This window comes from Azospirillum sp. SYSU D00513 (assembly GCF_017356015.1).
In the GTDB taxonomy this organism is placed as follows: Bacteria; Pseudomonadota; Alphaproteobacteria; order Azospirillales; family Azospirillaceae; genus Azospirillum.
This window is the reverse complement of the sequence record NZ_JAFIQV010000059.1, coordinates 1-19,758: the sequence shown is the minus strand read 5'-3', so window position 1 is coordinate 19,758 and position 19,758 is coordinate 1. Positions and strand designations below refer to the sequence as shown.

Annotated in this window: 22 protein-coding genes and 2 tRNA genes; 15 read left to right on the top strand and 9 right to left on the bottom strand. The window is 67.2% G+C overall.

What is annotated here, in order from left to right; all coding sequences use genetic code 11:
• Positions 1 to 24: 24 nt before the first annotated feature.
• Entirely contained in the window at positions 25 to 447 is a 423-nt protein-coding gene (gene hisI / locus JUB11_RS28905; protein ID WP_207462267.1) for a phosphoribosyl-AMP cyclohydrolase, read from the bottom strand.
• Positions 448 to 485: 38 nt separating this feature from the next.
• Positions 486 to 1,661 (bottom strand): cystathionine beta-lyase, encoded by a 1,176-nt coding sequence (gene metC, locus JUB11_RS28900; RefSeq protein ID WP_207462266.1) that lies wholly within the window; start codon positions 1,659 to 1,661, stop codon positions 486 to 488.
• Positions 1,662 to 1,924: 263 nt separating this feature from the next.
• Here metC and JUB11_RS28895 point away from each other — a divergent pair, with 263 nt between their 5' ends.
• The 7 genes from JUB11_RS28895 to JUB11_RS28865 all read left to right on the top strand — a co-directional run bounded on the left by JUB11_RS28895 (position 1,925) and on the right by JUB11_RS28865 (position 8,288).
• Positions 1,925 to 2,947, top strand: a complete 1,023-nt coding sequence (locus JUB11_RS28895) for an amino acid ABC transporter substrate-binding protein (protein ID WP_207462265.1) — start codon at positions 1,925 to 1,927, stop codon at positions 2,945 to 2,947.
• Positions 2,948 to 3,150: 203 nt separating this feature from the next.
• Entirely contained in the window at positions 3,151 to 4,350 is a 1,200-nt protein-coding gene (locus JUB11_RS28890) for an ABC transporter permease subunit (RefSeq protein WP_207462264.1), read from the top strand.
• A gap of 3 nt (positions 4,351 to 4,353) precedes the next feature.
• On the top strand, positions 4,354 to 5,463 hold the full coding sequence (locus JUB11_RS28885) for an amino acid ABC transporter permease (protein ID WP_207462263.1): 1,110 nt from the start codon (positions 4,354 to 4,356) through the stop codon (positions 5,461 to 5,463).
• Positions 5,464 to 5,483: 20 nt separating this feature from the next.
• On the top strand, positions 5,484 to 6,260 hold the full coding sequence (locus tag JUB11_RS28880) for an amino acid ABC transporter ATP-binding protein (RefSeq protein WP_207462262.1): 777 nt from the start codon (positions 5,484 to 5,486) through the stop codon (positions 6,258 to 6,260).
• A gap of 182 nt (positions 6,261 to 6,442) precedes the next feature.
• Positions 6,443 to 7,528 carry a histidinol-phosphate transaminase gene (gene hisC, locus JUB11_RS28875; protein ID WP_207462261.1) on the top strand — a complete coding sequence of 362 codons (1,086 nt, stop codon included), beginning with the start codon at positions 6,443 to 6,445 and terminating at the stop codon, positions 7,526 to 7,528.
• A 110-nt stretch (positions 7,529 to 7,638) separates the two neighbouring features.
• Positions 7,639 to 7,890, top strand: a complete 252-nt coding sequence (locus tag JUB11_RS28870) for an AbrB/MazE/SpoVT family DNA-binding domain-containing protein (protein WP_207462260.1) — start codon at positions 7,639 to 7,641, stop codon at positions 7,888 to 7,890.
• Between the two features lie 8 nt (positions 7,891 to 7,898).
• Positions 7,899 to 8,288: a type II toxin-antitoxin system VapC family toxin gene (locus JUB11_RS28865; RefSeq protein WP_348771530.1), complete on the top strand. Its 390-nt coding sequence runs from the start codon at positions 7,899 to 7,901 to the stop codon at positions 8,286 to 8,288.
• An 85-nt stretch (positions 8,289 to 8,373) separates the two neighbouring features.
• Here the strand turns inward: JUB11_RS28865 and JUB11_RS28860 are convergent, their stop codons facing one another.
• From JUB11_RS28860 to JUB11_RS28845, 4 genes are all read right to left on the bottom strand, one after another.
• Positions 8,374 to 9,006: a GNAT family N-acetyltransferase gene (locus JUB11_RS28860; protein ID WP_207462258.1), complete on the bottom strand. Its 633-nt coding sequence runs from the start codon at positions 9,004 to 9,006 to the stop codon at positions 8,374 to 8,376.
• A gap of 14 nt (positions 9,007 to 9,020) precedes the next feature.
• Complete coding sequence (sseA, locus tag JUB11_RS28855) at positions 9,021 to 9,893, bottom strand: 3-mercaptopyruvate sulfurtransferase (protein WP_207462257.1); 873 nt, start codon at positions 9,891 to 9,893, stop codon at positions 9,021 to 9,023.
• A gap of 22 nt (positions 9,894 to 9,915) precedes the next feature.
• Positions 9,916 to 10,920, bottom strand: a complete 1,005-nt coding sequence (locus JUB11_RS28850) for a cysteine synthase A (RefSeq protein WP_207462256.1) — start codon at positions 10,918 to 10,920, stop codon at positions 9,916 to 9,918.
• A gap of 135 nt (positions 10,921 to 11,055) precedes the next feature.
• Positions 11,056 to 11,664 carry an NUDIX domain-containing protein gene (locus tag JUB11_RS28845; protein ID WP_207462255.1) on the bottom strand — a complete coding sequence of 203 codons (609 nt, stop codon included), beginning with the start codon at positions 11,662 to 11,664 and terminating at the stop codon, positions 11,056 to 11,058.
• 190 nt (positions 11,665 to 11,854) lie between these two features.
• Here JUB11_RS28845 and JUB11_RS28840 point away from each other — a divergent pair, with 190 nt between their 5' ends.
• Both JUB11_RS28840 and JUB11_RS28835 read left to right on the top strand, forming a co-directional pair.
• The gene (locus JUB11_RS28840) at positions 11,855 to 12,043 is read left to right on the top strand and encodes a hypothetical protein (RefSeq protein WP_207462254.1); all 189 of its coding nucleotides are present in this window, start codon (positions 11,855 to 11,857) and stop codon (positions 12,041 to 12,043) included.
• Between the two features lie 170 nt (positions 12,044 to 12,213).
• Positions 12,214 to 12,447: a hypothetical protein gene (locus JUB11_RS28835; RefSeq protein ID WP_207462253.1), complete on the top strand. Its 234-nt coding sequence runs from the start codon at positions 12,214 to 12,216 to the stop codon at positions 12,445 to 12,447.
• Between the two features lie 38 nt (positions 12,448 to 12,485).
• Here JUB11_RS28835 and JUB11_RS28830 read toward each other — a convergent pair whose 3' ends face one another.
• Both JUB11_RS28830 and JUB11_RS28825 read right to left on the bottom strand, forming a co-directional pair.
• Positions 12,486 to 12,683: a hypothetical protein gene (locus tag JUB11_RS28830; RefSeq protein WP_207462252.1), complete on the bottom strand. Its 198-nt coding sequence runs from the start codon at positions 12,681 to 12,683 to the stop codon at positions 12,486 to 12,488.
• A 207-nt stretch (positions 12,684 to 12,890) separates the two neighbouring features.
• Positions 12,891 to 12,966 (bottom strand) — tRNA-Asn (locus JUB11_RS28825).
• Between the two features lie 114 nt (positions 12,967 to 13,080).
• On the opposite strand from JUB11_RS28825, the gene JUB11_RS28820 reads away from it, so the two are divergent.
• Complete coding sequence (locus JUB11_RS28820; protein ID WP_207462251.1) at positions 13,081 to 13,248, top strand: rubredoxin; 168 nt, start codon at positions 13,081 to 13,083, stop codon at positions 13,246 to 13,248.
• Positions 13,249 to 13,367: 119 nt separating this feature from the next.
• Here the strand turns inward: JUB11_RS28820 and JUB11_RS28815 are convergent.
• Positions 13,368 to 13,441 (bottom strand) — tRNA-Cys (locus JUB11_RS28815).
• A gap of 218 nt (positions 13,442 to 13,659) precedes the next feature.
• Here JUB11_RS28815 and JUB11_RS28810 point away from each other — a divergent pair.
• The 5 genes from JUB11_RS28810 to JUB11_RS28790 all read left to right on the top strand — a co-directional run bounded on the left by JUB11_RS28810 (position 13,660) and on the right by JUB11_RS28790 (position 19,653).
• The gene (locus tag JUB11_RS28810) at positions 13,660 to 14,316 is read left to right on the top strand and encodes a protein-L-isoaspartate O-methyltransferase (protein ID WP_207462250.1); all 657 of its coding nucleotides are present in this window, start codon (positions 13,660 to 13,662) and stop codon (positions 14,314 to 14,316) included.
• 71 nt (positions 14,317 to 14,387) lie between these two features.
• The gene (locus tag JUB11_RS28805; protein WP_207462249.1) at positions 14,388 to 14,714 is read left to right on the top strand and encodes a rhodanese-like domain-containing protein; all 327 of its coding nucleotides are present in this window, start codon (positions 14,388 to 14,390) and stop codon (positions 14,712 to 14,714) included.
• A gap of 2 nt (positions 14,715 to 14,716) precedes the next feature.
• Complete coding sequence (locus JUB11_RS28800; protein WP_207462248.1) at positions 14,717 to 16,105, top strand: TolC family outer membrane protein; 1,389 nt, start codon at positions 14,717 to 14,719, stop codon at positions 16,103 to 16,105.
• A 112-nt stretch (positions 16,106 to 16,217) separates the two neighbouring features.
• Positions 16,218 to 16,910 carry a DUF2497 domain-containing protein gene (locus tag JUB11_RS28795; protein ID WP_207462247.1) on the top strand — a complete coding sequence of 231 codons (693 nt, stop codon included), beginning with the start codon at positions 16,218 to 16,220 and terminating at the stop codon, positions 16,908 to 16,910.
• Positions 16,911 to 17,001: 91 nt separating this feature from the next.
• Positions 17,002 to 19,653 carry a valine--tRNA ligase gene (locus JUB11_RS28790; RefSeq protein ID WP_207462246.1) on the top strand — a complete coding sequence of 884 codons (2,652 nt, stop codon included), beginning with the start codon at positions 17,002 to 17,004 and terminating at the stop codon, positions 19,651 to 19,653.
• Positions 19,654 to 19,758: the final 105 nt, after the last annotated feature.

The following is a 19,758-nucleotide window of genomic DNA, read 5'->3' as shown; positions in this document are numbered from 1 at the left end:
CCAAAGCGGCGGCCCCGGCGGACGTCAGTGCGCGTGCTTGCCGTAGAGGATGGACGGATCCGTCTCGACCTCCTGGATCGTCTCCAGCGCGCCGTTCCGCACCGCCCGGTAGAAGCAGCTCCGACGGCCGGTGTGGCAGGCGACCCCCTGCTGATCGACGATCAGCAGCAGCGTGTCGCCGTCGCAGTCGATCCGGAAATCCTTCAGTGTCTGCACCTGACCGGAGCTTTCGCCCTTGCGCCACAGGGCGCCGCGCGACCGCGACCAGTAGCAGACCCGGCCCGTCCGCAGGGTCTCCAGAACGGAATCGCGGTTCATCCAGGCCATCATCAGGATCTCGCCGCTGCCCTCGGCCTGCGCGATGGCGGGCACCAGCCCGTCCCCGTTGAAGGCGATGGCGGCGAGGACATCCTCGAACGGTGCGTCGAACGCGGGTGCGTCCGTCATGACATGCACTCCCTGGAAAAGCTTGGGATACCAGCCCTTTAAAGGGCGTTCTTCATGCGCTCGAAGCCGCGCTCGAGGTCGCGGATCAGATCGTCCACGTCCTCCAGCCCGGCGTGCAGACGGAGCAGGAGCCCCGGCTCTTCCCAGCGGGTCGCCGTGCGGATCGCGGCGGGCTTCGCCGGCAGGATCAGGCTTTCGAAGCCGCCCCAGCTGTAGCCCATGCCGAACAGCTCCAGCCCGTCGAGCATGGCCGCCAGGGCCGGCTTCGGCACCTGGTTCACGAGGATGCCGAACAGGCCGCAGGAGCCCGTGAAGTCACGCTTCCACAGGGCATGGCCGGGGAAGTCGGTGCGCGCCGGATGCAGGACGCGGGTGACCTCCGGCCGAGCCGCCAGCCAGTCGGCGAGCGCCAGGGCCGTCTGTTCGTGCCGCTTCAGCCGCACCGACAGGGTGCGCAGGCCGCGCAGGCCAAGGAAGAGGTCGTCCGGCCCGGCGGCGGTGCCGACGCGCACGGCGGTGCGCTTGACCTCCAGCCAGCTCTCCTCGTTGCACACGATGACGCCGAGCATCGCGTCGGCGTGGCCCACGATGTATTTCGTCGCGGAATGGATCGACACGTCCACCCCGTGCCTCAGCGGCTGGAACAGCAGCGGAGTCGCCCAGGTGTTGTCGATCATCACCTTGGCGCCGGCGGCCTTGGCCGCGGCGGCGATGGCCGGGACGTCCTGCACCTCGAAGGTCAGGGAGCCGGGCGACTCGATATAGACCAGGCTGGTGTTCGGGCGCAGCAGCGCCGCGATTCCGGCACCCACGGCGGGGTCGAAATACTCGACCTCCACGCCGAAGCGGGCCAGCGTTTCATTCGCGAAACGGCGCGTCGGCCCGTAGGCGCTGTCGGTGATCAGGATGTGGTCGCCCGCCTTGGCGAAGGCGAGCAGCGCGGTCGTGATCGCGGCGAGGCCCGAGGCGGCGCTCACCGCCCGGTACCCGCCCTCCAGCTCGGCCACGGCCTTCTCGAAGGCCTGGGAGGTCGGGGTGCCCATGCGCCCGTACTGAACCGTCTCGAACGGCGCCCGGTCGGCGCCCTCCAGTGCTTCCAGAGTCGGGAAGAGAACGGTCGAGCAGTGGTAGACCGGCGGGTTCACGATGCCGAAATTGGCGTGCGGGTCGAGGCCTGCGTGAACGAGCCTCGTGTCCGGTTTTGTGTCTTTCATGAAACAATCCGAAATGCCGAAACGGTTGTGGGACAGCTTCTCATCCATGACGCGGGGAGGCCATGGAAGATTCTGACTTTTGCCTTTGATCCCTCCCCGAAGGGGCGGATGGGCTTGACCCAATTCTGCCACGGAAGATTGGACAAGGCCGACGCTGTTGTGCACTCTTGCGCAATTCGCGTAGCTCGTATGCGTCCCGCAAGGGGCAATGGGAGCCGGCGACTTTCATCAAGAGCGCAAAGAACAGGGTGGAGCTTACAACGATGAAATCGGGACTTCTCGCCGCGGCGGCGGCTGCGATGGTGATCGGCGCTGTTTCCGGCGCTCAGGCCGGTGCGACGCTCGATGCCGTGAAGGCCAAGGGCTTCGTGCAGTGCGGCGTGAACACGGGTCTGGCCGGCTTCAGCAACCCCGACAGCTCGGGCAACTGGAGCGGCCTGGACGCCGACTACTGCCGCGCCGTCGCCGTGGCCCTCTTCAACGACCCGACCAAGGTCAAGTTCACGCCGCTGTCCGCGCAGCAGCGCTTCCCGGCCATCCAGTCGGGCGAAGTGGACATGCTGTCGCGCAACACCACCGCGACGCTGACCCGCGACACCTCCGTCGGCCTGAACTTCGCCCCGGTCACCTTCTATGACGGCCAGGGCTTCATGGTGAGCAACAAGCTCGGCGTGAAGAGCGCCAAGGAGCTGAACGGCGCCACGGTCTGCGTGCAGTCCGGCACCACCACCGAGCTGAACCTCGCGGACTACTTCCGCGCCAACAACATGTCCTACAACCCGGTCGTCATCGAGTCGCAGGACGAGGTCAACGCGGCCTTCTTCGCCGGCCGCTGCGACGTGCTGACCACCGACGCGTCCGGCCTCGCCGGCGTGCGCGCCTCGGTCGCCCCGAACCCGGCCGACTACACCATCCTGCCGGAGATCATCTCCAAGGAGCCGCTCGCCCCGGCCGTCCGCCACGGCGACGAGCAGTGGTACGACATCGTGAAGTGGGTGGTCTACGCGACCATCGACGCCGAGGAGAAGGGCATCACCTCGAAGAATCTCGACCAGTTCCTGAACAGCCAGAACCCGGACGTCCAGCGCCTGCTGGGCACCTCGGCCGGCATGGGCAAGGCGCTGGGCCTCGACGAGAAGTGGGCCTACAACGTCATCAAGACGATGGGCAACTACGGCGAGATCTTCGAGCGCAACGTCGGCGCCAACACCCCGCTGAAGCTGGCCCGCGGCGTCAACGCCCTGTGGACCAACGGCGGCCTGCAGTACGCTCAGCCGCTCCGCTGAGCCCTTTCGGCAAGAACCGCCCGCCCCTTACGGGCGCGGGCGGTTCTCGTCATTTCGGGGCGGCGGCGAAGGGGGCCGGACCACAAGGCTCCCACGCCGGCATCCGCACCGTCGTCTGGAAAAAGTCGCGCGGCCGGCGCGGCGGATCGTCGGGGAGGCGTCCGCCCGCTCTTGCGCGCGACGGGTATGATCGGGAGAAAGCTGTGTCCAGCGACGCCCAGGATAGCCGGCGCGGATCCTCGCCCGGCGGCTTCACCTTCTCTCTCAGCGATCCGACCTTCCGCGCCGCGGTCTACCAGATCCTGGTGATCGGCGCGGTCGTCGCACTCGGCTGGTATCTCATCTCCAACACGCTGGAGAACCTCGCCCGGCAGGCCATCGCGACCGGCTTCGACTTTCTCGAGCGCGAAGCCTCCTTCGGCATCGGCGAGCACATGATCGATTACGCGCCGAGCGACAGCTACGGGCGCGCCTTCCTGGTCGGCGTGCTGAACACGCTGAAGGTGTCGATCATCGGCATCGTCATCGCCACCATCCTCGGCACGCTGATCGGCATCGCGCGCCTGTCCAGCAACTGGCTGGTGGCGAAGCTCGCCTCGGTCTATGTCGAGACGATCCGCAACATCCCGCCGCTGCTGCAGCTCTTCTTCTGGTACGCGGTGGTGACGGAGACCATGCCGGCGGTGCGCCAGGCATTGAACCCGCTCCCGGGCGTGTACCTGTCGCAGCGCGGCATGTGGATCCCGGTGCCGTCGGCGGATCCGGTCTGGGCCTACATGGGCTATGCGCTGCTCGCCGGGATCGTCCTGGCCTTCGTGATCCGCCGCTGGGCGGCCGCGCGGCAGGCTCGCACGGGACAGCCCTTCCCGGCCGGCTGGGCGTCGCTCGGCGTGATCCTCGGCCTTCCGCTAGCCGTCTATATCGCGGGCGGCGCGCCCACCGCGCTCGACGTCCCGGAGCTGGCCGGCTTCAACTTCCGGGGCGGCCAGAACGTGTCGCCGGAATTCTTCGCCATCCTGATGGGCCTGGCGGTCTACACCGCCGCCTTCATCGCCGAGGTCGTGCGCAGCGGCATCGTCGCGGTCAACTGGGGCCAGACGGAAGCCGCGCGCGCGCTCGGCCTGCCGTCGGGACCGACGCTGCGGCTGGTCGTGCTGCCTCAGGCGCTGCGCGTCATCGTGCCGCCGCTCACCAGCCAGTATCTGAACCTCGCCAAGAACACCTCCCTGGCGCTGGCCATCGGCTATCCGGACTTGGTGTCGATCGCCAACACGACGATCAACCAGACCGGCCAGTCGATCGAAGGCGTGGCGCTGATCATGGGATCCTTCCTCACGATCAGCCTCAGCATTTCGCTTTTCATGAACTGGTACAACAAGCGCATCGCGCTGGTGGAGCGGTAAGCCATGACGGACAATGTTCACAGCGCCGCAGGCGCGCCGGACGAGCGTCCGCCGTCCAGCAGCGTGGGCCTGCTCGGCTGGCTCCGCGGCAACCTGTTCAACACCTGGTACAACGCGCTGCTGACGGTGCTCATCATCGGCGGGCTGATGCGCGTGATCCCGCCTCTGCTCGACTGGCTGATCTTCAGCGCCCACGGCTTCGGCGCCCAGGCGACGGAGTGCCGCGTGCCGGACAGCGGGGCCTGCTGGGGCTTCGTCGGCGACAAGCTGCGCTTCATCATGTTCGGGACCTTCCCGTACGACCAGCAATGGCGCCCGCTGGTGACCATCGCCATCTTCATCGCGCTGCTGCTGGCGAGCTGCGACCGCCGCTTCTGGAAGCCCTGGCTGGCGCTGCTCTGGGCCGCGGGCCTCGCCGCCGTCTCCGTGCTGATGTGGGGCGGGGTGTTCGGCCTGACCTATGTCGAGAACGCGCTGTGGGGCGGCCTGCCGCTGACCCTCATTCTGTCGGTGATCGGGCTGGCCGTGGCCTTCCCGGCGGCGATCCTTCTGGCGCTCGGCCGGCGCTCGGACATGCCGGCGATCCGGGTCATCTCGGTCACCTACATCGAGCTGATCCGCGGCGTGCCGCTGATCAGCCTGCTGTTCATGGCGTCGGTGATGTTCCCGCTGTTCCTGCCGACGGGCGTCACCATCGACAAGCTTCTGCGCGCCCAGGTCGCCTTCATCATGTTCGCCGCCGCCTACATGGCCGAAGCCATCCGCGGCGGCCTCCAGGCCATCCCGAAGGGTCAGTACGAGGCGGGCGACGCGCTCGGCCTGTCCTACTGGCAGAACATGCGCAAGGTGGTGCTGCCGCAGGCCCTCGCCATCGCCATCCCGCCGCTGGTGAACACCTTCATCAGCTTCTTCAAGGACACCTCGCTGGTCATCATCATCGGCCTCTACGACCTGCTGGGGACCGCGAAGGCGGCGTTGACCGATCCGGCCTGGCGTGGCTTCTACCGCGAGGCCTACCTGTTCATCGGCCTGATCTATTGGGCCTTCTGTTTCTTCATGTCCAAGTACAGCCAGAAGCTGGAACGGGATCTGAACCGCAGCCACCGCCGCTGACGTAGGGGAGTAAGACAACCATGGCCGAAGCCGTGAGCAACGCGCGCCACTTCCCCGAGGGCGGGGAGATCATCAAGTGCATCGGCGTGCACAAATGGTATGGCGAATTCCATGTCCTGAAGAACGTGAACCTCAGCGTCGCCAAGGGCGAGCGCATCGTCGTCTGCGGCCCGTCGGGGTCCGGCAAGTCGACGATGATCCGCTGCCTCAACCGGCTGGAGGAACACCAGAAGGGCCAGATCATCGTCGACGGGATCGAGCTGACCGGCAACCTGAAGAACATCGAGCTGGTCCGGCGCGAGGTCGGCATGGTGTTCCAGCACTTCAACCTGTTCCCGCACCTGACGGTGCTGGAGAACTGCACGCTCGCCCCGATCTGGGTCCGCAAGATGCCCAAGGCCCAGGCCGAGGAAATCGCGATGACCTACCTGACGCGGGTGCGCATCGCCGAGCAGGCCAACAAATATCCGGGCCAGCTCTCCGGCGGCCAGCAGCAGCGCGTCGCGATCGCCCGCTCGCTCTGCATGAACCCCAAGGTCATGCTGTTCGACGAGCCGACCTCGGCACTCGACCCGGAGATGGTCAAGGAGGTGCTGGACGTCATGATCGGCCTCGCCGAGGACGGCATGACGATGCTTTGCGTCACCCATGAGATGGGCTTCGCCAAGAGCGTCGCCGACCGGGTGATCTTCATGGACCGCGGCGAGATCATCGAGCAGAACACGCCGGAGGAGTTCTTCAACAACCCGCAGTCGGACCGGACGCGGCTGTTCCTCAGCCAGATCCTGAACCACTGACCGGGGCTCCCGGCCCGAGAAGATCGTCGTACCGGAAAGCACCGGAACGGAAAGAGGGGTGGAAGGGAAACTTTCCACCCCTTTCGCATGGCATCCCGGCTTTGCGGGGTAGCGAGCCGGATCGTTTTCGGGTTCAATCGGCGCAGCTGTTCACCTCCCCAACGCCGCCCGCGAGGAGCTTCATGGAGCTGCTGATCCCCCGTCCCGGCATCGGCCAGATCAAACCCTACCGTTCGATCCAGCCCGCCGGGGAGGACCGTTCCTGGGTCGACCTGTCGCTCACCGTGAACCCGCTGGGGCCGAGCCCGATGGCGCTCAACGCCTACCGGCAGAACGCCACGCAGATTCACCGCTATCCGGACGTCCGGCAGGAGAAGCTGCGCCGGGCCATCGCGCGGCGCCATGGGCTGGACTGGAACCACATCGCCTGCACCGCCGGATCGGACGAGATGATCCATCTCGTGACCCAGGCCTTCGCCGGGCCGGGGGACGAGGTGCTGTGCCACGAGTACGGCTATCGCGGCTTCCTGAAGGCGATCCGGGCGTCCGGCGCCACCCCGGTGGTGGCCGCCGAGCGCGACATGATGGTCGATGTCGAAGCCATGATCGACCGGGCGAACGGGAAGACGAAGATCTGCTTCCTCGCCAACCCGAACAACCCGACCGGCACCTACATCCCGGCCGAGGCGGTGCAGCGCCTGCGCGCGGGCCTGCCGGCCCACACGCTGCTGGTGCTCGACTGCGCCTACGCGGAGTTCTGCCGCCGCACCAACTATGAGGACGGGACGGAGATCGTCGAAAGCTCCGACAATGTCCTGATGGTGCGGACCTTTTCGAAGATCCATGGGCTTGCGGGCCTGCGCATCGGCTGGGGCTATGGCCCTGCCAAGGTCATCGACGCGGTCAACCAGATCCGCAGCCCCTTCAATGTCGGTTTCGCCGCCCAGGCCGCCGCCATCGCCGCCCTGTCCGACACGGAGCACGAGCGGGCATCGCTGGAGCACAACGACCGCTGGCTTCCCTGGCTCTCCAAGGAACTCAGCTTGATCGGCCTGCGCGTCTATCCCAGCGCCTGCAACTTCCTCCTCGTCCGCGTCCCGCCCGACCCGTCGCTGGGCGTCCAGGCGGTGACCGAGCATCTGGCCCGGCGCGGCATCCTGGTGAAGGACGTTTCCGATTACGGGCTCACCGACTGCCTGCGCATCACCGTCGGCCGGGAGGACGAGAACCGAGCCCTGGTCGACGCCTTCGCGGAAATCCTGAGCTGACGCGTAGCCCAACGAGGACACGCCGGTAGGTTGGTCCAAGCGGCTGTGATCCAACTGGCCGAGGCCGGCACCGGCACACACATGTAGCAGGTAAATAGGAGAATTGATCCATGACGGAGCCTGTCCTGCCGCGGCCGAGAGAGGCCCCACTTTTCCGGGACGCCGGCAGCCAAGCCGTGCGCATTCCTCCGGAGTTCGAGCTTCCCGGCGAGATGGTGCGGATCAGCCGGGACGGCGACCGGCTGATCATCGAACCGGTGCGCAAGAAAGGAGTCCTTGCGCTGCTTGAGAGTTGGGAACCACTGGACGAGGATTTTCCTGATATCGAGGACAAACCCCTCCCGCCCCGTGAATTCCTGTAATGCGCTACATGCTCGACACCAATGCCTTAAGCGAGCTGATTAGAAACCCAGGCGGCAAGGTCGCGATGAATGTGCGCCGTGTCGGTGAAGACGCAATTTGCACCAGCATCGTGGTAGCGGCGGAACTCCGTTACGGTGCCGCAAAGAAGGGTTCAGCCAAGCTAACGCGAAGAGTCGAGGATTTGCTCGCCGACATCCAAGTGCTGCCGCTCGATGTACCGACAGATGCCGAGTACGGCGCTATCCGTTCCGAACTCGACTCCATTGGGCAGCCCATTGGCGGCAATGACCTGTTGATTGCGGCTCATGCCCTTGCGCATCGCCTGACGCTGGTGACTGCCAATGAACGCGAGTTCCAGCGGGTCCGAGGTCTCAAATTGGAAAATTGGCTCCGATAGTGTGCTGTACGGAAAGAGGTGTGTGAGGCGATTGCCTTATGATCCTCCGACGGCAGGACAAACAAACGGGATTGCGCACCCTGGGTCAGGATTCCTGGTGTGATCGGTTGATCGGAATCTGCGGCGCGGCGCTCCGGGGAAGCCAGCCGGCGAGGCGGGGGTCCTGGATCTCGCGCGCGACGTGGCGGACCGGGGTGAAGCCCATGGACAGGTAGAGGGGAAGCGCCTTGGGGTGGTCGAAGCTGCAGGTGTTGACGACCAGCCGCCGGGCGCCGCCCTCCCAGGCGAGGCGCACCGCCGAATCGAGCAGCCAGGGGCCGAGCTTGCGGCCGATGTAGTCGGGGATCAGCCCGAAATAGGCAAGGTCGGTCGCCTCGCCCCGGGATTGGCCGCGGCGGTCGATCTCCGCATAGCCGGCCGGCGTCCCGTCCACGTACAGCACCCAGACCTCCACGCGCGGATCCGCGACGATCGCCGTCAGCTCGCCATGCGGCAGCCGCCGGCGTTCGTTCCACAGCCAGGGCTCCCCGACCGTGTCGTAGAGATAGCGGTAGAATGACGCAGTGGGCGGATTGGCGCGCAGCAAGGTGACATCGCCCGCCGGACGGGGCAGGGGGGCGTGGCCGGGCGGAGCCTTCATTTCCAGGTACGTAACGATCACCGACAGCCGCCCGGCCGGTACGGCCGACGGCTGGCCGGAGCGTGGCTTGCCGGACATGTCAGAAATCCCCGTCAGGCCCCGGCAGGGCCGGTCGCGAGCGGCAGGTCGGGGCGCAGGCCCCATTCCGCCCAGGAGCCGTCATAGACCGCGACGTCCGTCTTTCCGGCGACGGCGAGCCCGAGCGCCACGACGCAGGCGGTGACGCCGCTGCCGCAGGAGGTCACGACCGGCCGGGACAGGTCGATGCCGGCGGCGGCGGCGCGTTCGCGGATGGTGTCGGCCGGCAGCATGGTCTTGGCAGACGGATCGATCAGGTCGGTGAAGGGCAGGTTGAGGCTGCCCGGAATGCGGCCGCTGCGCCGTCCCGGCCATGGCTCGACCACCTCGCCCCGGAAGCGGTCGCCGGAGCGGGCGTCCACGACCTGTTCGTCCGCCCGGTCGATGTTGGTGAGCACGTCCTCGGCCCGGCGCAGCAGTTCCGGCCTGAGGCGTGCCGTGAAGATACTGGCGGTGACCCGCGCCGGACCGGCTTCGACCGGGCGGCTCTCGGCGAGCCATTTCGGCAGGCCGCCGTCCAGCACGGCGACGCGGTCATGCCCGAACAGGCGGAACATCCACCAGACGCGCGCGGCGGCGGTGGCGATGCCGCCCCCGTCATAGACGACCACGGTATCCCCGCTGGCGACACCCAGCGCGCCCACCCGCTCCGCGAAGCGGTCGGCGCCCGGGACCATGTGGGGCAGGGGGGCCGTGTCCGGCTCGGCGATCTCGTCGATGTCGAAACGGGCGGCGCCGGGGATGTGGCGCTGCTCGAACTCCGCCTGCGGGTCCTTGGGCACGCCCGGCATGTACCAGGTTGCGTCGAGGACGCGCAGGCCGAAGTCGCCGAGATTGGCCGCCAGCCAATCGGTGGAAACGAGCGGGCCGGACGGAAGGTCGGTCATGACGGTCTCGCGTGCGGTGGGATCAGGAGGCCAGCCAGTCGGGGACCGGCAGACCCTTCTCGCGCAGGAAATCCGGATTGTACAGCTTCGACTGGTAACGCTGCCCGCCGTCGCACAGGACGGTCACGATGGTGTGGCCGGGGCCGAGGTCCCGCGCCACCCGCATCGCGGAGGCGACGTTGACACCGGACGAGCCGCCGAGCACCAGACCCTGAGTCTTGATCAGGTCGAACAGGATGAGCAGCGCCTCCTCGTCCGGGATCTGGTGGGCGCCGTCCACCGGCGCGCCCTCCAGGTTCGCGGTGATGCGGCCCTGGCCGATCCCCTCGGTGATGGAGCTGCCTTCGGCCTTCAGTTCACCGGCCGTGTAGTAGTTGTAGAGCGCCGCCCCCATCGGGTCGGCCAGCACGATGCGGATGTTCGGGTCGCGCTCCTTCAGCGCCAGCCCGACGCCGGCCAGCGTGCCGCCGCTGCCCACCGCGCAGGTGAAGGCGTCGATGCGGCCGCCGGTCTGCTCCCAGATCTCCGGGCCGGTGGTCGTCCGGTGCCCCTCGCGGTTGGCGACATTGTCGAACTGGTTGGCCCAGACGGCGCCGTTCGGCTCCGTCTTCGCCAGTTCGGCCGCCAGCGTGCCGGAGTAGCGGACGTAGTTCATCGGGTCCTTGTAAGGCACCGCCGGGACGAGCCGCAGGTCGGCACCCGCGAGCCGCAGCATGTCCTTCTTCTCCTGGCTCTGCGTCTCCGGCATCACGATCACCGTGCGGTAGCCCAGCGCGTTGCCGACCAGCGCCAGCCCGATTCCGGTGTTGCCCGCCGTGCCTTCCACGATGGTGCCGCCGGGCCGCAGCTGCCCGCTGCGCTCGGCGTCGCGGATGATCGCCAGGGCCGCGCGGTCCTTCACCGACCCGCCGGGGTTCAGGAACTCCGCCTTCCCCAGGATCTCGCAGCCCGTCTCCCGGGAGGGACCCTCCAGGCGGATCAACGGCGTTTTGCCGATGGAGCCGATGAAGCCGTTGCGAATATCCACGACGATGTCTCCCGATCGATGGCCCGGGCCGAAGGCGCGGCCGAAAGCAATGGAGCGGACAATATCGGCGCTTTCGGCGGCCATGCAAGCCGCCGCTGTGAAATACTGCATTTCACAGCGTTAACTGCGTTAAACTCAGCGGCGGCGCCAGCGGTCCCGCAGGGCCTCGCGATGGCGGGCGAACCAGCCGACGGCGATGACCGTCACCGAATTCTGAAGCCTGTTCTCATCCAGCAGGCGGATCGCCTCGTCGGATGGAACCACGGAGACACGGATGTCCTCATGCTCCTCCTCCAGACCGCCGGATTGGCTCAAGCCCTCCGAGTCGACCCGCCCGCAGAAGACGCTGACATATTCGGTCAGGGCGCCGGGGCTGGAGAAATAGTCGCAGATCTTCTCCAGCTCCTGCACCGTGCAGCCGGCCTCCTCCTTGGATTCGCGGCGGGCGACGTCCTCGGGCGTCTCGCCCTCGTCGATCACGCCGGCGACGATCTCCGTCAGCCAGGCCGAACGGCCGGAGGCGGCGGCGCCCACGCGGAACTGCTCGATCAGCACGACGGCGTCCTTGTCGGGATCGTAGAGAAGGACGCCGACCGCATCGCCCCGCTCGCAGACCTCACGCGGCGGCAGCACATCGCTCCAGCTTCCGTCGAACTTCTTGTGACGCAGGCGATAGACATCGACCTGCAGGAAACCCTTGTGGGCCGTCTTCTTCTCGACGACCTCGATGTCCGGATGCTCCATGGACGGCACTCTCCCGGCTGCTTGGCGAACGGTTTCAAGACGTAGCGCAAACGCGCGGGGCAGGCGAGGCGCTCCGGCAGGGGATGAAACATGGGGGGCCGTCGGGTGTTTCCATCCCGCAGATAGCGATTCCCAAGGATCATCTTCAGGACGACCACGTCCCCAACGACCAGGAACCAGGAGCGGACCCATGCCGATCAACAGCGAACAGGACCTGGAGAGCGCGGTGGCGGAGTTCCAGCGGCTTGCCGACGCGCCCGATGGCTCACCGGACGGCCAACGCCGCATGGAACTCGACGCGGAGATCAAGGCCTACTACGTCCAATGTTCCGACGAAATGAGAGCCGCCAAGCCGCCGCGCGACTCGTTCGACCAGTAATCTGGTACGACCGCTGATAAGCCTGAAGGAGGAGCAGCCGGCGCTCCTCCCGGCCGGCCAACGCCGGATGTCGGAAATTTCGCCATCGACGCGGCGGGATCGGCTGGCCAGAATGGCGCCCCTGCAAGGAAGGGCCCGCTCTTCCAGATCTCCACCGGGACGCCGCCACGATGAAGCGAATCGACAACTGCTATTCCTGCCGCTTCTGGGAAGGCCAGGGCATCCGCCAGCGCGGGCCGAAGGGCATTTGCCGCCGCTTCCCGCCGGTCGTGACCGACCGCAGCCCCGACGGCAGCTTTCCCATCACTCTGACCGGTGACTGGTGCGGCGAGTGGAAGCGCGTCACGGGCCATGCCGCCGAGGAGGGATCTCCCGGCAGCATCTACGACGACCTGACGAACTGATCCCTCTTTTTCTCCGAATCGAGCGTCGAATCCGCCGTTCAGGATTGCGGCTGGTAGGAGGCCTGGACGCCCTTATTCCCATAAGGGGCGGCACCCTGCCGGTCGCCGTTGCGGGCGTCGGCTCCCAGGATGGCGACGACCGCGACAACCGCCGCGAGGAACACGGCGAAGGCGCCGGTCCAGCCAACTTGCACATCCGTGCGGTCGTCGTCCGTCGATCCATTCCGCATCGGCATTGATGTCTCCTGAGGCGGTGAGTGGGCGATGAGCGTTCGGCAAAGCGCGGGGCCGGTGGCGCGCGGCCTGCCCGTCATTGATCTGGTTACCGGATCCCGCCCCTGACAGTGGGAACGGACGCGACCGGTCGGTTCTTTCGGTTCAGCGCGAAAGGGAAGGGAAATGAAAAAAGGCCAGCCCCGTACGTGGGACCGGCCTTTTCGAATTGGCTCCCGGTGCTGGACTCGAACCAGCGACAAGCGGATTAACAGTCCGCTGCTCTACCAACTGAGCTAACCGGGATCAGTGCGTGCGGATGCTATACCGAAATCCGACGAGGATTCCAAGCCCCTTGGGACCTTGAGGCGCGGGAACCGCGTTTGAGGATTGCCGGAACGGCAAGGGGAGGGCGCGGCGATGAAGAAATGGCAGTGCGCGGTGTGCGGTTACATCTACGACGAAGCCGCCGGCTGGCCGGACGACGGCATCGCCCCCGGCACCAAATGGGCCGAGGTTCCGGACGATTGGCAGTGCCCGGACTGTGGTGCCTTCAAGGCCGACTTCGACATGGTGGAGGTCGGGTGAAGGAAAGGCCCGGCGCGGATCGGAAAAGGCCCGGCAGGCGCTGGTGAGCACTCCCGTGGTCGTGACGAGTGCCAAGAAAACAAAAAGCCCCGCCGAAGCGGGGCTTTTTGTTTTCCGACTGGAGGCACGGGCGGGAATCGAACCCACGTACACGGATTTGCAGTCCGCTGCATCACCACTCTGCCACCGCGCCATCCTTGGCGCCGGCCCCGTGAAGGACCGGCTCGCGTCGGGGACCAGACGTATAATCGGGTTGGTGGCGGCGGTCAAGCCATGCTTTTCAGGAAATGGAAGCGTCCGCGCGCGACATTGTGTTCACGGCGCGTTGCGGATATATAGCCCTCTGGCCGCAGGACCGTCCGCGTCCGGCTGGGTGGCCAGCCTCTCCGCAACAAAAGACAAGCGACCACCATGTCCGATTACGCCGCCGCCCGTTACTACATGGTTGAGGGGCAGATCCGTCCGAACAAGGTCACCGACCACCGGCTGGTCGAGGCCCTGTCCAGCATTCCGCGCGAGGTCTTCGTGCCCAAGGCGTCCCGCGGCATCGCCTATGCCGACGTGGGCATCCCCGTCGGGCAGGGCCGCTATCTGATGGAGCCGATGGTCTTTGCCCGCATGCTCCAGGAAGCGGGTGTCCAGGAAACCGACGTGGTGCTCGACATCGGCTGCGGCAGCGGCTACTCGACCGCCGTGCTGAGCCGCCTGGCGGCCACCGTCGTCGGCGTCGAATCGGACCCGGCCCTGGCGCAGCGCGCCACGGAGGCTCTGGCCGAGGTCGGCGCCGACAACGCGATCGTCTTCAACGCTCCGATGACCGAGGGCTACGCGGCCCAGGGTCCATACAACGTGATCGTCGTGGAGGGCACCGTCGCCGAGGTGCCGGAGGCGATCACGGCCCAGCTCGCCGAGGGCGGCCGCATGGTCGTGGCGGTGGAGGGAGAGCGCGGCGTGGGCGAGGTGCGGCTGTTCCGCCGTGCCGGCGGCGTGGTGTCCAGCCGCATCCTGTTCGAGGGGCGCCCGCACCTGCTGCCCGGCTTCGAGCCGCAGCCGAAGTTCGTGTTCTGATTCCGATCCGGACGTTTCGAGTTTGGGCCTGCCCTGGTGACGGGGCGGGCTCGCCAAGGGGGAAGACCGCCATGCCCGCGCCATTCGAAATCGACGTGGAAACGCTGGACCAGCTCCGCCGGTCCGACGATCCGCCTGTCCTTGTCGACGTGCGCGAGGGATGGGAACGGGAGATCTGCTCGATCGAGGGCAGTCTCCACATTCCGCTCGCGACCCTTCCGCAGCGCGCGGGGGAGCTGCCGAAGGACCGCGACGTCGTGCTTGTGTGCCATCATGGTGGCCGCAGCGCACAGGCGACCATGTGGTTGCGCAACCAGGGTTTCGACCGCACAATCAACATGGCTGGTGGTGTGGATGCCTGGGCGCGCCAAATCGACCCGAACATGAAGGTCTACTGAACATGACTCTGCGAAGCCGTTTTGCGCGCCGCCTGCTGGCGACGGCGCTGTCCCTGGGCGTCCTTGCGGGCGCCGCCGGAACCGCCGGCGCGCAATCCCTCGAAGAGGCACTCGCCCAGGCCTACAACAACAACCCGACGCTCGGCGCGCAGCGCGCCCGCCTGCGCGCGGTGGATGAAGGCGTGCCGCAGGCCAAGGCCGGCTACCGCCCAACCCTGTCCGCGACGGCGAATCTCGGCCGCAGCGCCGGCGAAACCGCGTTCCAGGGCGGCCGGATCGGGACCGAAACCAATTCCAAGACCATAGGGCTGCAGGCGAGCCAGCCCCTGTATGACGCCTCCGTCGGACCCGCGATCCGCCGGGCCGAGCGCCTCGTCGAATCGCAGCGGGCGACCCTGCTGGCCAACGAGCAGCAGGTCCTGCTGGACGCCGCCCGTGCCTATCTCAACGTGGTCCAGAATCAGGCCGTGCTGGAGCTTCAGCGCAACAACGAGCAGGTCCTGCGGCGCCAGCTCGAGGCCGCGCGCGACCGCTTCCGCGTCGGCGAGTACACCCGCACGGACGTGAGCTTGTCGGAGTCGCGCCTCGCCGCCTCCGTCGCGTCCCGCATCTCGGCGGAGGGCACACTCGAAAGCTCCCGCGCCACCTATGCCCGCTTCGTCGGCACCTTGCCCGGCCGGCTGAAGGCGCCGAAGCCGACCTTCGAGCTGCCTGCCACGCTTGACGAGCTGGTGGCGATGGCTCAGTCCAACAACCCCAGCGTCCTGTCCGCCTCCTACGGTGAAGCGGCCCAGCGCGAGGCCGTCGACCAGCAGTATGGCCGGCTGCTCCCCTCCGTCAACCTGACCGCCCAGGGCCAGCGCGTGATCGACCCTGGCCAGTCCGGCGGCGTGAACCTGGATCGCTCCGACAGCCTCTCGATCACCGCCCAGGTGCGCATCCCGCTTTATCAGGCCGGCCTTCCCGAGGCGACCGTCCGCGAGGCGAAGCACACGGCGAACCAAGCGCGGCTGCAGATCGAGGACACCCGCCGGCAAGCGACGGAGGCGGGGATCAGCGCCTGGCAAACGCTCCAGACCGCGCGGGCGAGCATCCAGTCCTACCAGTCGCAGATCAAGGCCGCCGAGATCGCACTGGACGGCGTCCGCCAGGAAGCGCAGGTCGGCTCGCGCACCGTGCTCGACGTGCTTAACCAGGAGCAGGAACTGCTCAACGCACGTGTCAACCTCGTGCGGGCGCAGCGCGAGGAGATGGTCGCGGCCTTCACCGTTCTCGGCGCAATTGGCCAGCTGACCGCGCGGCAGCTCAATCTGCCCGTGAAGTATTATGATGCCGACGAGCATTACGAGTCGGTCAAGGGCAAATGGACCGGCACCGGCATCGGTGAATGACGCCGATCCGTGACAGGGCGGGCCCGCTTCGACGGGCCGGCTTTGCCTTATGGCTTTTTGCTCAATCCTGTCCTAGTGTTCCGGCACAGGATGACGTCCCGGGTTTGCCAGAATGAGCGATAAAGGCCAGCAAGAACCGTCGATGGAGGAGATCCTCGCCTCCATCCGCCGCATCATCTCCGAAGACGGCGACGCCGCCACGGGCGGCGAGCCGGAGACGGCGGCGGCCTCTGCTGCGCCCGCCGCTCCACCGCCTCCACCACCGCCGCCCGTCGAGGACGACGTGCTCGAACTGACGCAGATGGTCCGCGACGACGGATCGGTCGTGGACGTCAATGAGCCGCCCGAGGACGACCCCTGGAGCGTCGTTCCGTCCTTCCCCGAGCCCGTCGCGGAGCCGGAGCCGGACTATCCCGAGCCGGAGCCATCCCCGCTTCCGCCGCCCCGTCCCGCCGCGCGCCGGCCCACGCCGAGCTTCAGCGCCTTCGAGGAGGACGAGGAAGAGGAGGAGGAGCCGCCTCCGCCGCCGCGCCGCCGCGCGCGGGTGGTCGAGCCGGATGAGCGCATTCTCTCCCGCCGCGTCGCCGACGACGCGTCGCAGCACTTCACGAACCTCGCCCGCCAGCTCGGCGACGACCTGTCCATCGGACCCATGCCGGTCGGCGTGCGCACGGTCGAGGAAGTGGTCCGCGAGCTGTTGAAGCCGCTGCTGAAGGAATGGCTGGACGAGCACCTGCCCACGGTGGTGGAGCGGCTGGTCCAGCAGGAGATCGACCGGATGATCCGGCGGTCCCAGAAGTTCTGATCCGGACAGCCTGTCCGGGCGGCTCCCGCCTCCAGGAGGATGCGGCGGGCCGCGTTTCGAACCGGTTGATGTCGAGCGAAAGTTCCTGGTGATGTTGGAAAAGACTTACCGGCCCGCAGAGGTCGAGGAGAAGCACTATCGTCTGTGGGAGGAGTCCGGCGCCTTCGCGCCCGACCCGGGTTCCAACGCCCAGCCCTACACGATCATGATGCCGCCGCCGAACGTCACCGGCAGCCTGCACATGGGCCATGCGCTGACCTTCACCATCCAGGACGTGCTGATCCGCTTCAACCGGATGCGCGGCCGCGACGCCCTCTGGCAGCCGGGCACCGACCATGCCGGCATCGCGACCCAGATGGTGGTCGAGCGGAACCTGGCCAAGGACGGCAAGACGCGCCACGATTTCGGGCGCGCGGCCTTCATCGACAAGGTCTGGGAGTGGAAGGCCGAATCCGGCGGCACCATCACCAGCCAGCTCCGCCGCCTCGGCGCCTCGGCCGACTGGAGCCGCGAGCGCTTCACCATGGACGAGGGGCTGAGCCGCGCCGTCCGCAAGGTGTTCGTGGAACTGCACCGCCAGGGGCTGATCTACAAGGACAAGCGGCTGGTCAACTGGGACCCCAAGCTGCACACGGCCATCTCCGACCTCGAGGTCGAGCAGAAGGAGGTCAAGGGCAACCTCTGGCACTTCCGCTACCCGATCGAGGGGGAAGAGGGCCGCTTCATCACCGTCGCCACCACCCGGCCGGAGACGATGCTGGGCGACACCGGCGTCGCCGTGCATCCGGAGGACGAGCGCTACAAGGACCTGATCGGCAAGCATGTGGTGCTGCCGCTGGTCGGGCGCCGCATCCCCATCGTCGGTGACGAATACGCCGACCCGGAGACGGGCTCGGGCGCTGTGAAGATCACCCCGGCGCACGACTTCAACGACTTCGAGGTTGGGCGCCGTTGCGGGCTCGCCGCCATCAACATCATGGACCGCGACGCGCGCATCACCGGCGACGACGTGCCGGAGGCCTACCGTGGGCTCGACCGTTACGAGGCGCGCAAAAAGGTCGTCGCCGAGCTGGAAGCGCTCGAGCTGCTCGAGAAGATCGAGCCGCACACCCACATGGTCCCGCACGGCGACCGCTCCGGCGTGGCGATCGAACCCTGGCTGACCGACCAGTGGTACGTGGACGCCGCGACGCTGGCCAAGCCGGCGCTGGAGGCGGTCGAGGCCGGGAAGACGGTCTTCGTGCCCAAGCAGTGGGAGAACACCTACTTCGAATGGATGCGCAACATCCAGCCCTGGTGCATCAGCCGCCAGATCTGGTGGGGCCATCAGATTCCCGCCTGGTACGGTCCCGACGGCGCCTTCTTCGTCGAGGAGACGGAGGAGGCCGCCCGCGCCGCCGCCGCGAAGCATTACGGCCATGAGGTCGAGCTGACGCGCGACCAGGACGTGCTCGACACCTGGTTCTCCTCGGCGCTGTGGCCCTTCTCCACGCTCGGCTGGCCCGACCAGACGCCCGAACTGGGGCGCTACTACCCGACCGATGTGCTGGTGACGGGCTTCGACATCATCTTCTTCTGGGTCGCCCGGATGATGATGATGGGCCTGCACTTCATGAAGGACGTGCCCTTCCGGACCATCTACATCCATGCCCTCGTCCGCGACGAAAAGGGCCAGAAGATGTCGAAATCCAAGGGCAACGTCATCGATCCGCTGGACCTGATCGGCGAATACGGCACCGACGCCCTGCGCTTCACCCTGGCCGCCATGGCGGCGCAGGGGCGCGACATTAAGCTCGCCGTCAACCGGGTCGAGGGCTACCGCAATTTCGCGACCAAGCTCTGGAACGCCGCGCGCTACTGCGAGATGAACGGCGCCATCCCGGTCGCGGGCTTCCGGCCGGAGAACCTGACCCAGACCGTCAACCGCTGGATCGTCGGCGCGCTCGCCGATTGCGCCCGGCGGACCGGCGAGGCGATCGACGCCTACAAGTTCAACGAGGCGGCCAACACCACCTACCAGTTCACCTGGGGCACCTTCTGCGACTGGTACCTGGAGTTCACCAAGCCGATCCTGAACGGCACGGACGAGGCGGCCAAGGCCGAGACCCGGGCCACCACGGCCTGGGTGCTGGACGAGATCCTGCACATCCTCCACCCGCTGATGCCCTTCATCACGGAAGAGCTGTGGGAGCAGCTGTCGGCCGACCGGCCCAACCGGCTGATCGCCGCACGCTGGCCGGACCATGGCGACGCGCTGACCGACCCGGCGGCCCGCGACGAGATGGACTGGGTCGTCCGCCTCATCTCCTCGGTCCGCTCCATGCGGTCGGAGATGAACGTGCCGCCCTCGGCCCAGATCGCCCTGAAGCTCAAGGACGCGGACCCTGAGACGCTGAAGCGGCTGGAGACGCACCGCGACCTGATCCTGCGCATGGCGCGCCTGTCCTCGGTCGATCCGCTGGACGGGGCCGTGCCGAAGAGCGCGGTGCAGGACGTTCTGGACGGGGCCACGCTGATCCTCCCGCTGGAGGGCATCGTCGATCTCGACAAGGAACGGGCGCGCCTGACCAAGGAGATCGAGAAGCTGGCCGGCGAGATCAAGAAGATCGACGCCAAGCTCTCCAACGAGCAGTTCGTCGCCAAGGCGCCGGAAGAGGTGATCGAGGAGCAGCGCGACCGCCGCGAGGCCGCCGCGCAAACCCGCGACAAGCTCCAGAAGGCGTTGGATATGCTGGCCGCGTGAAGCCGGCCGACATCACGAATCGGGATAGGGGGCGATCCTGGTGGACCGCACCCCTCCCACACCACCCGGCATGCGGGTCCGCACCGGGCGGTTCGAAGGATTGAG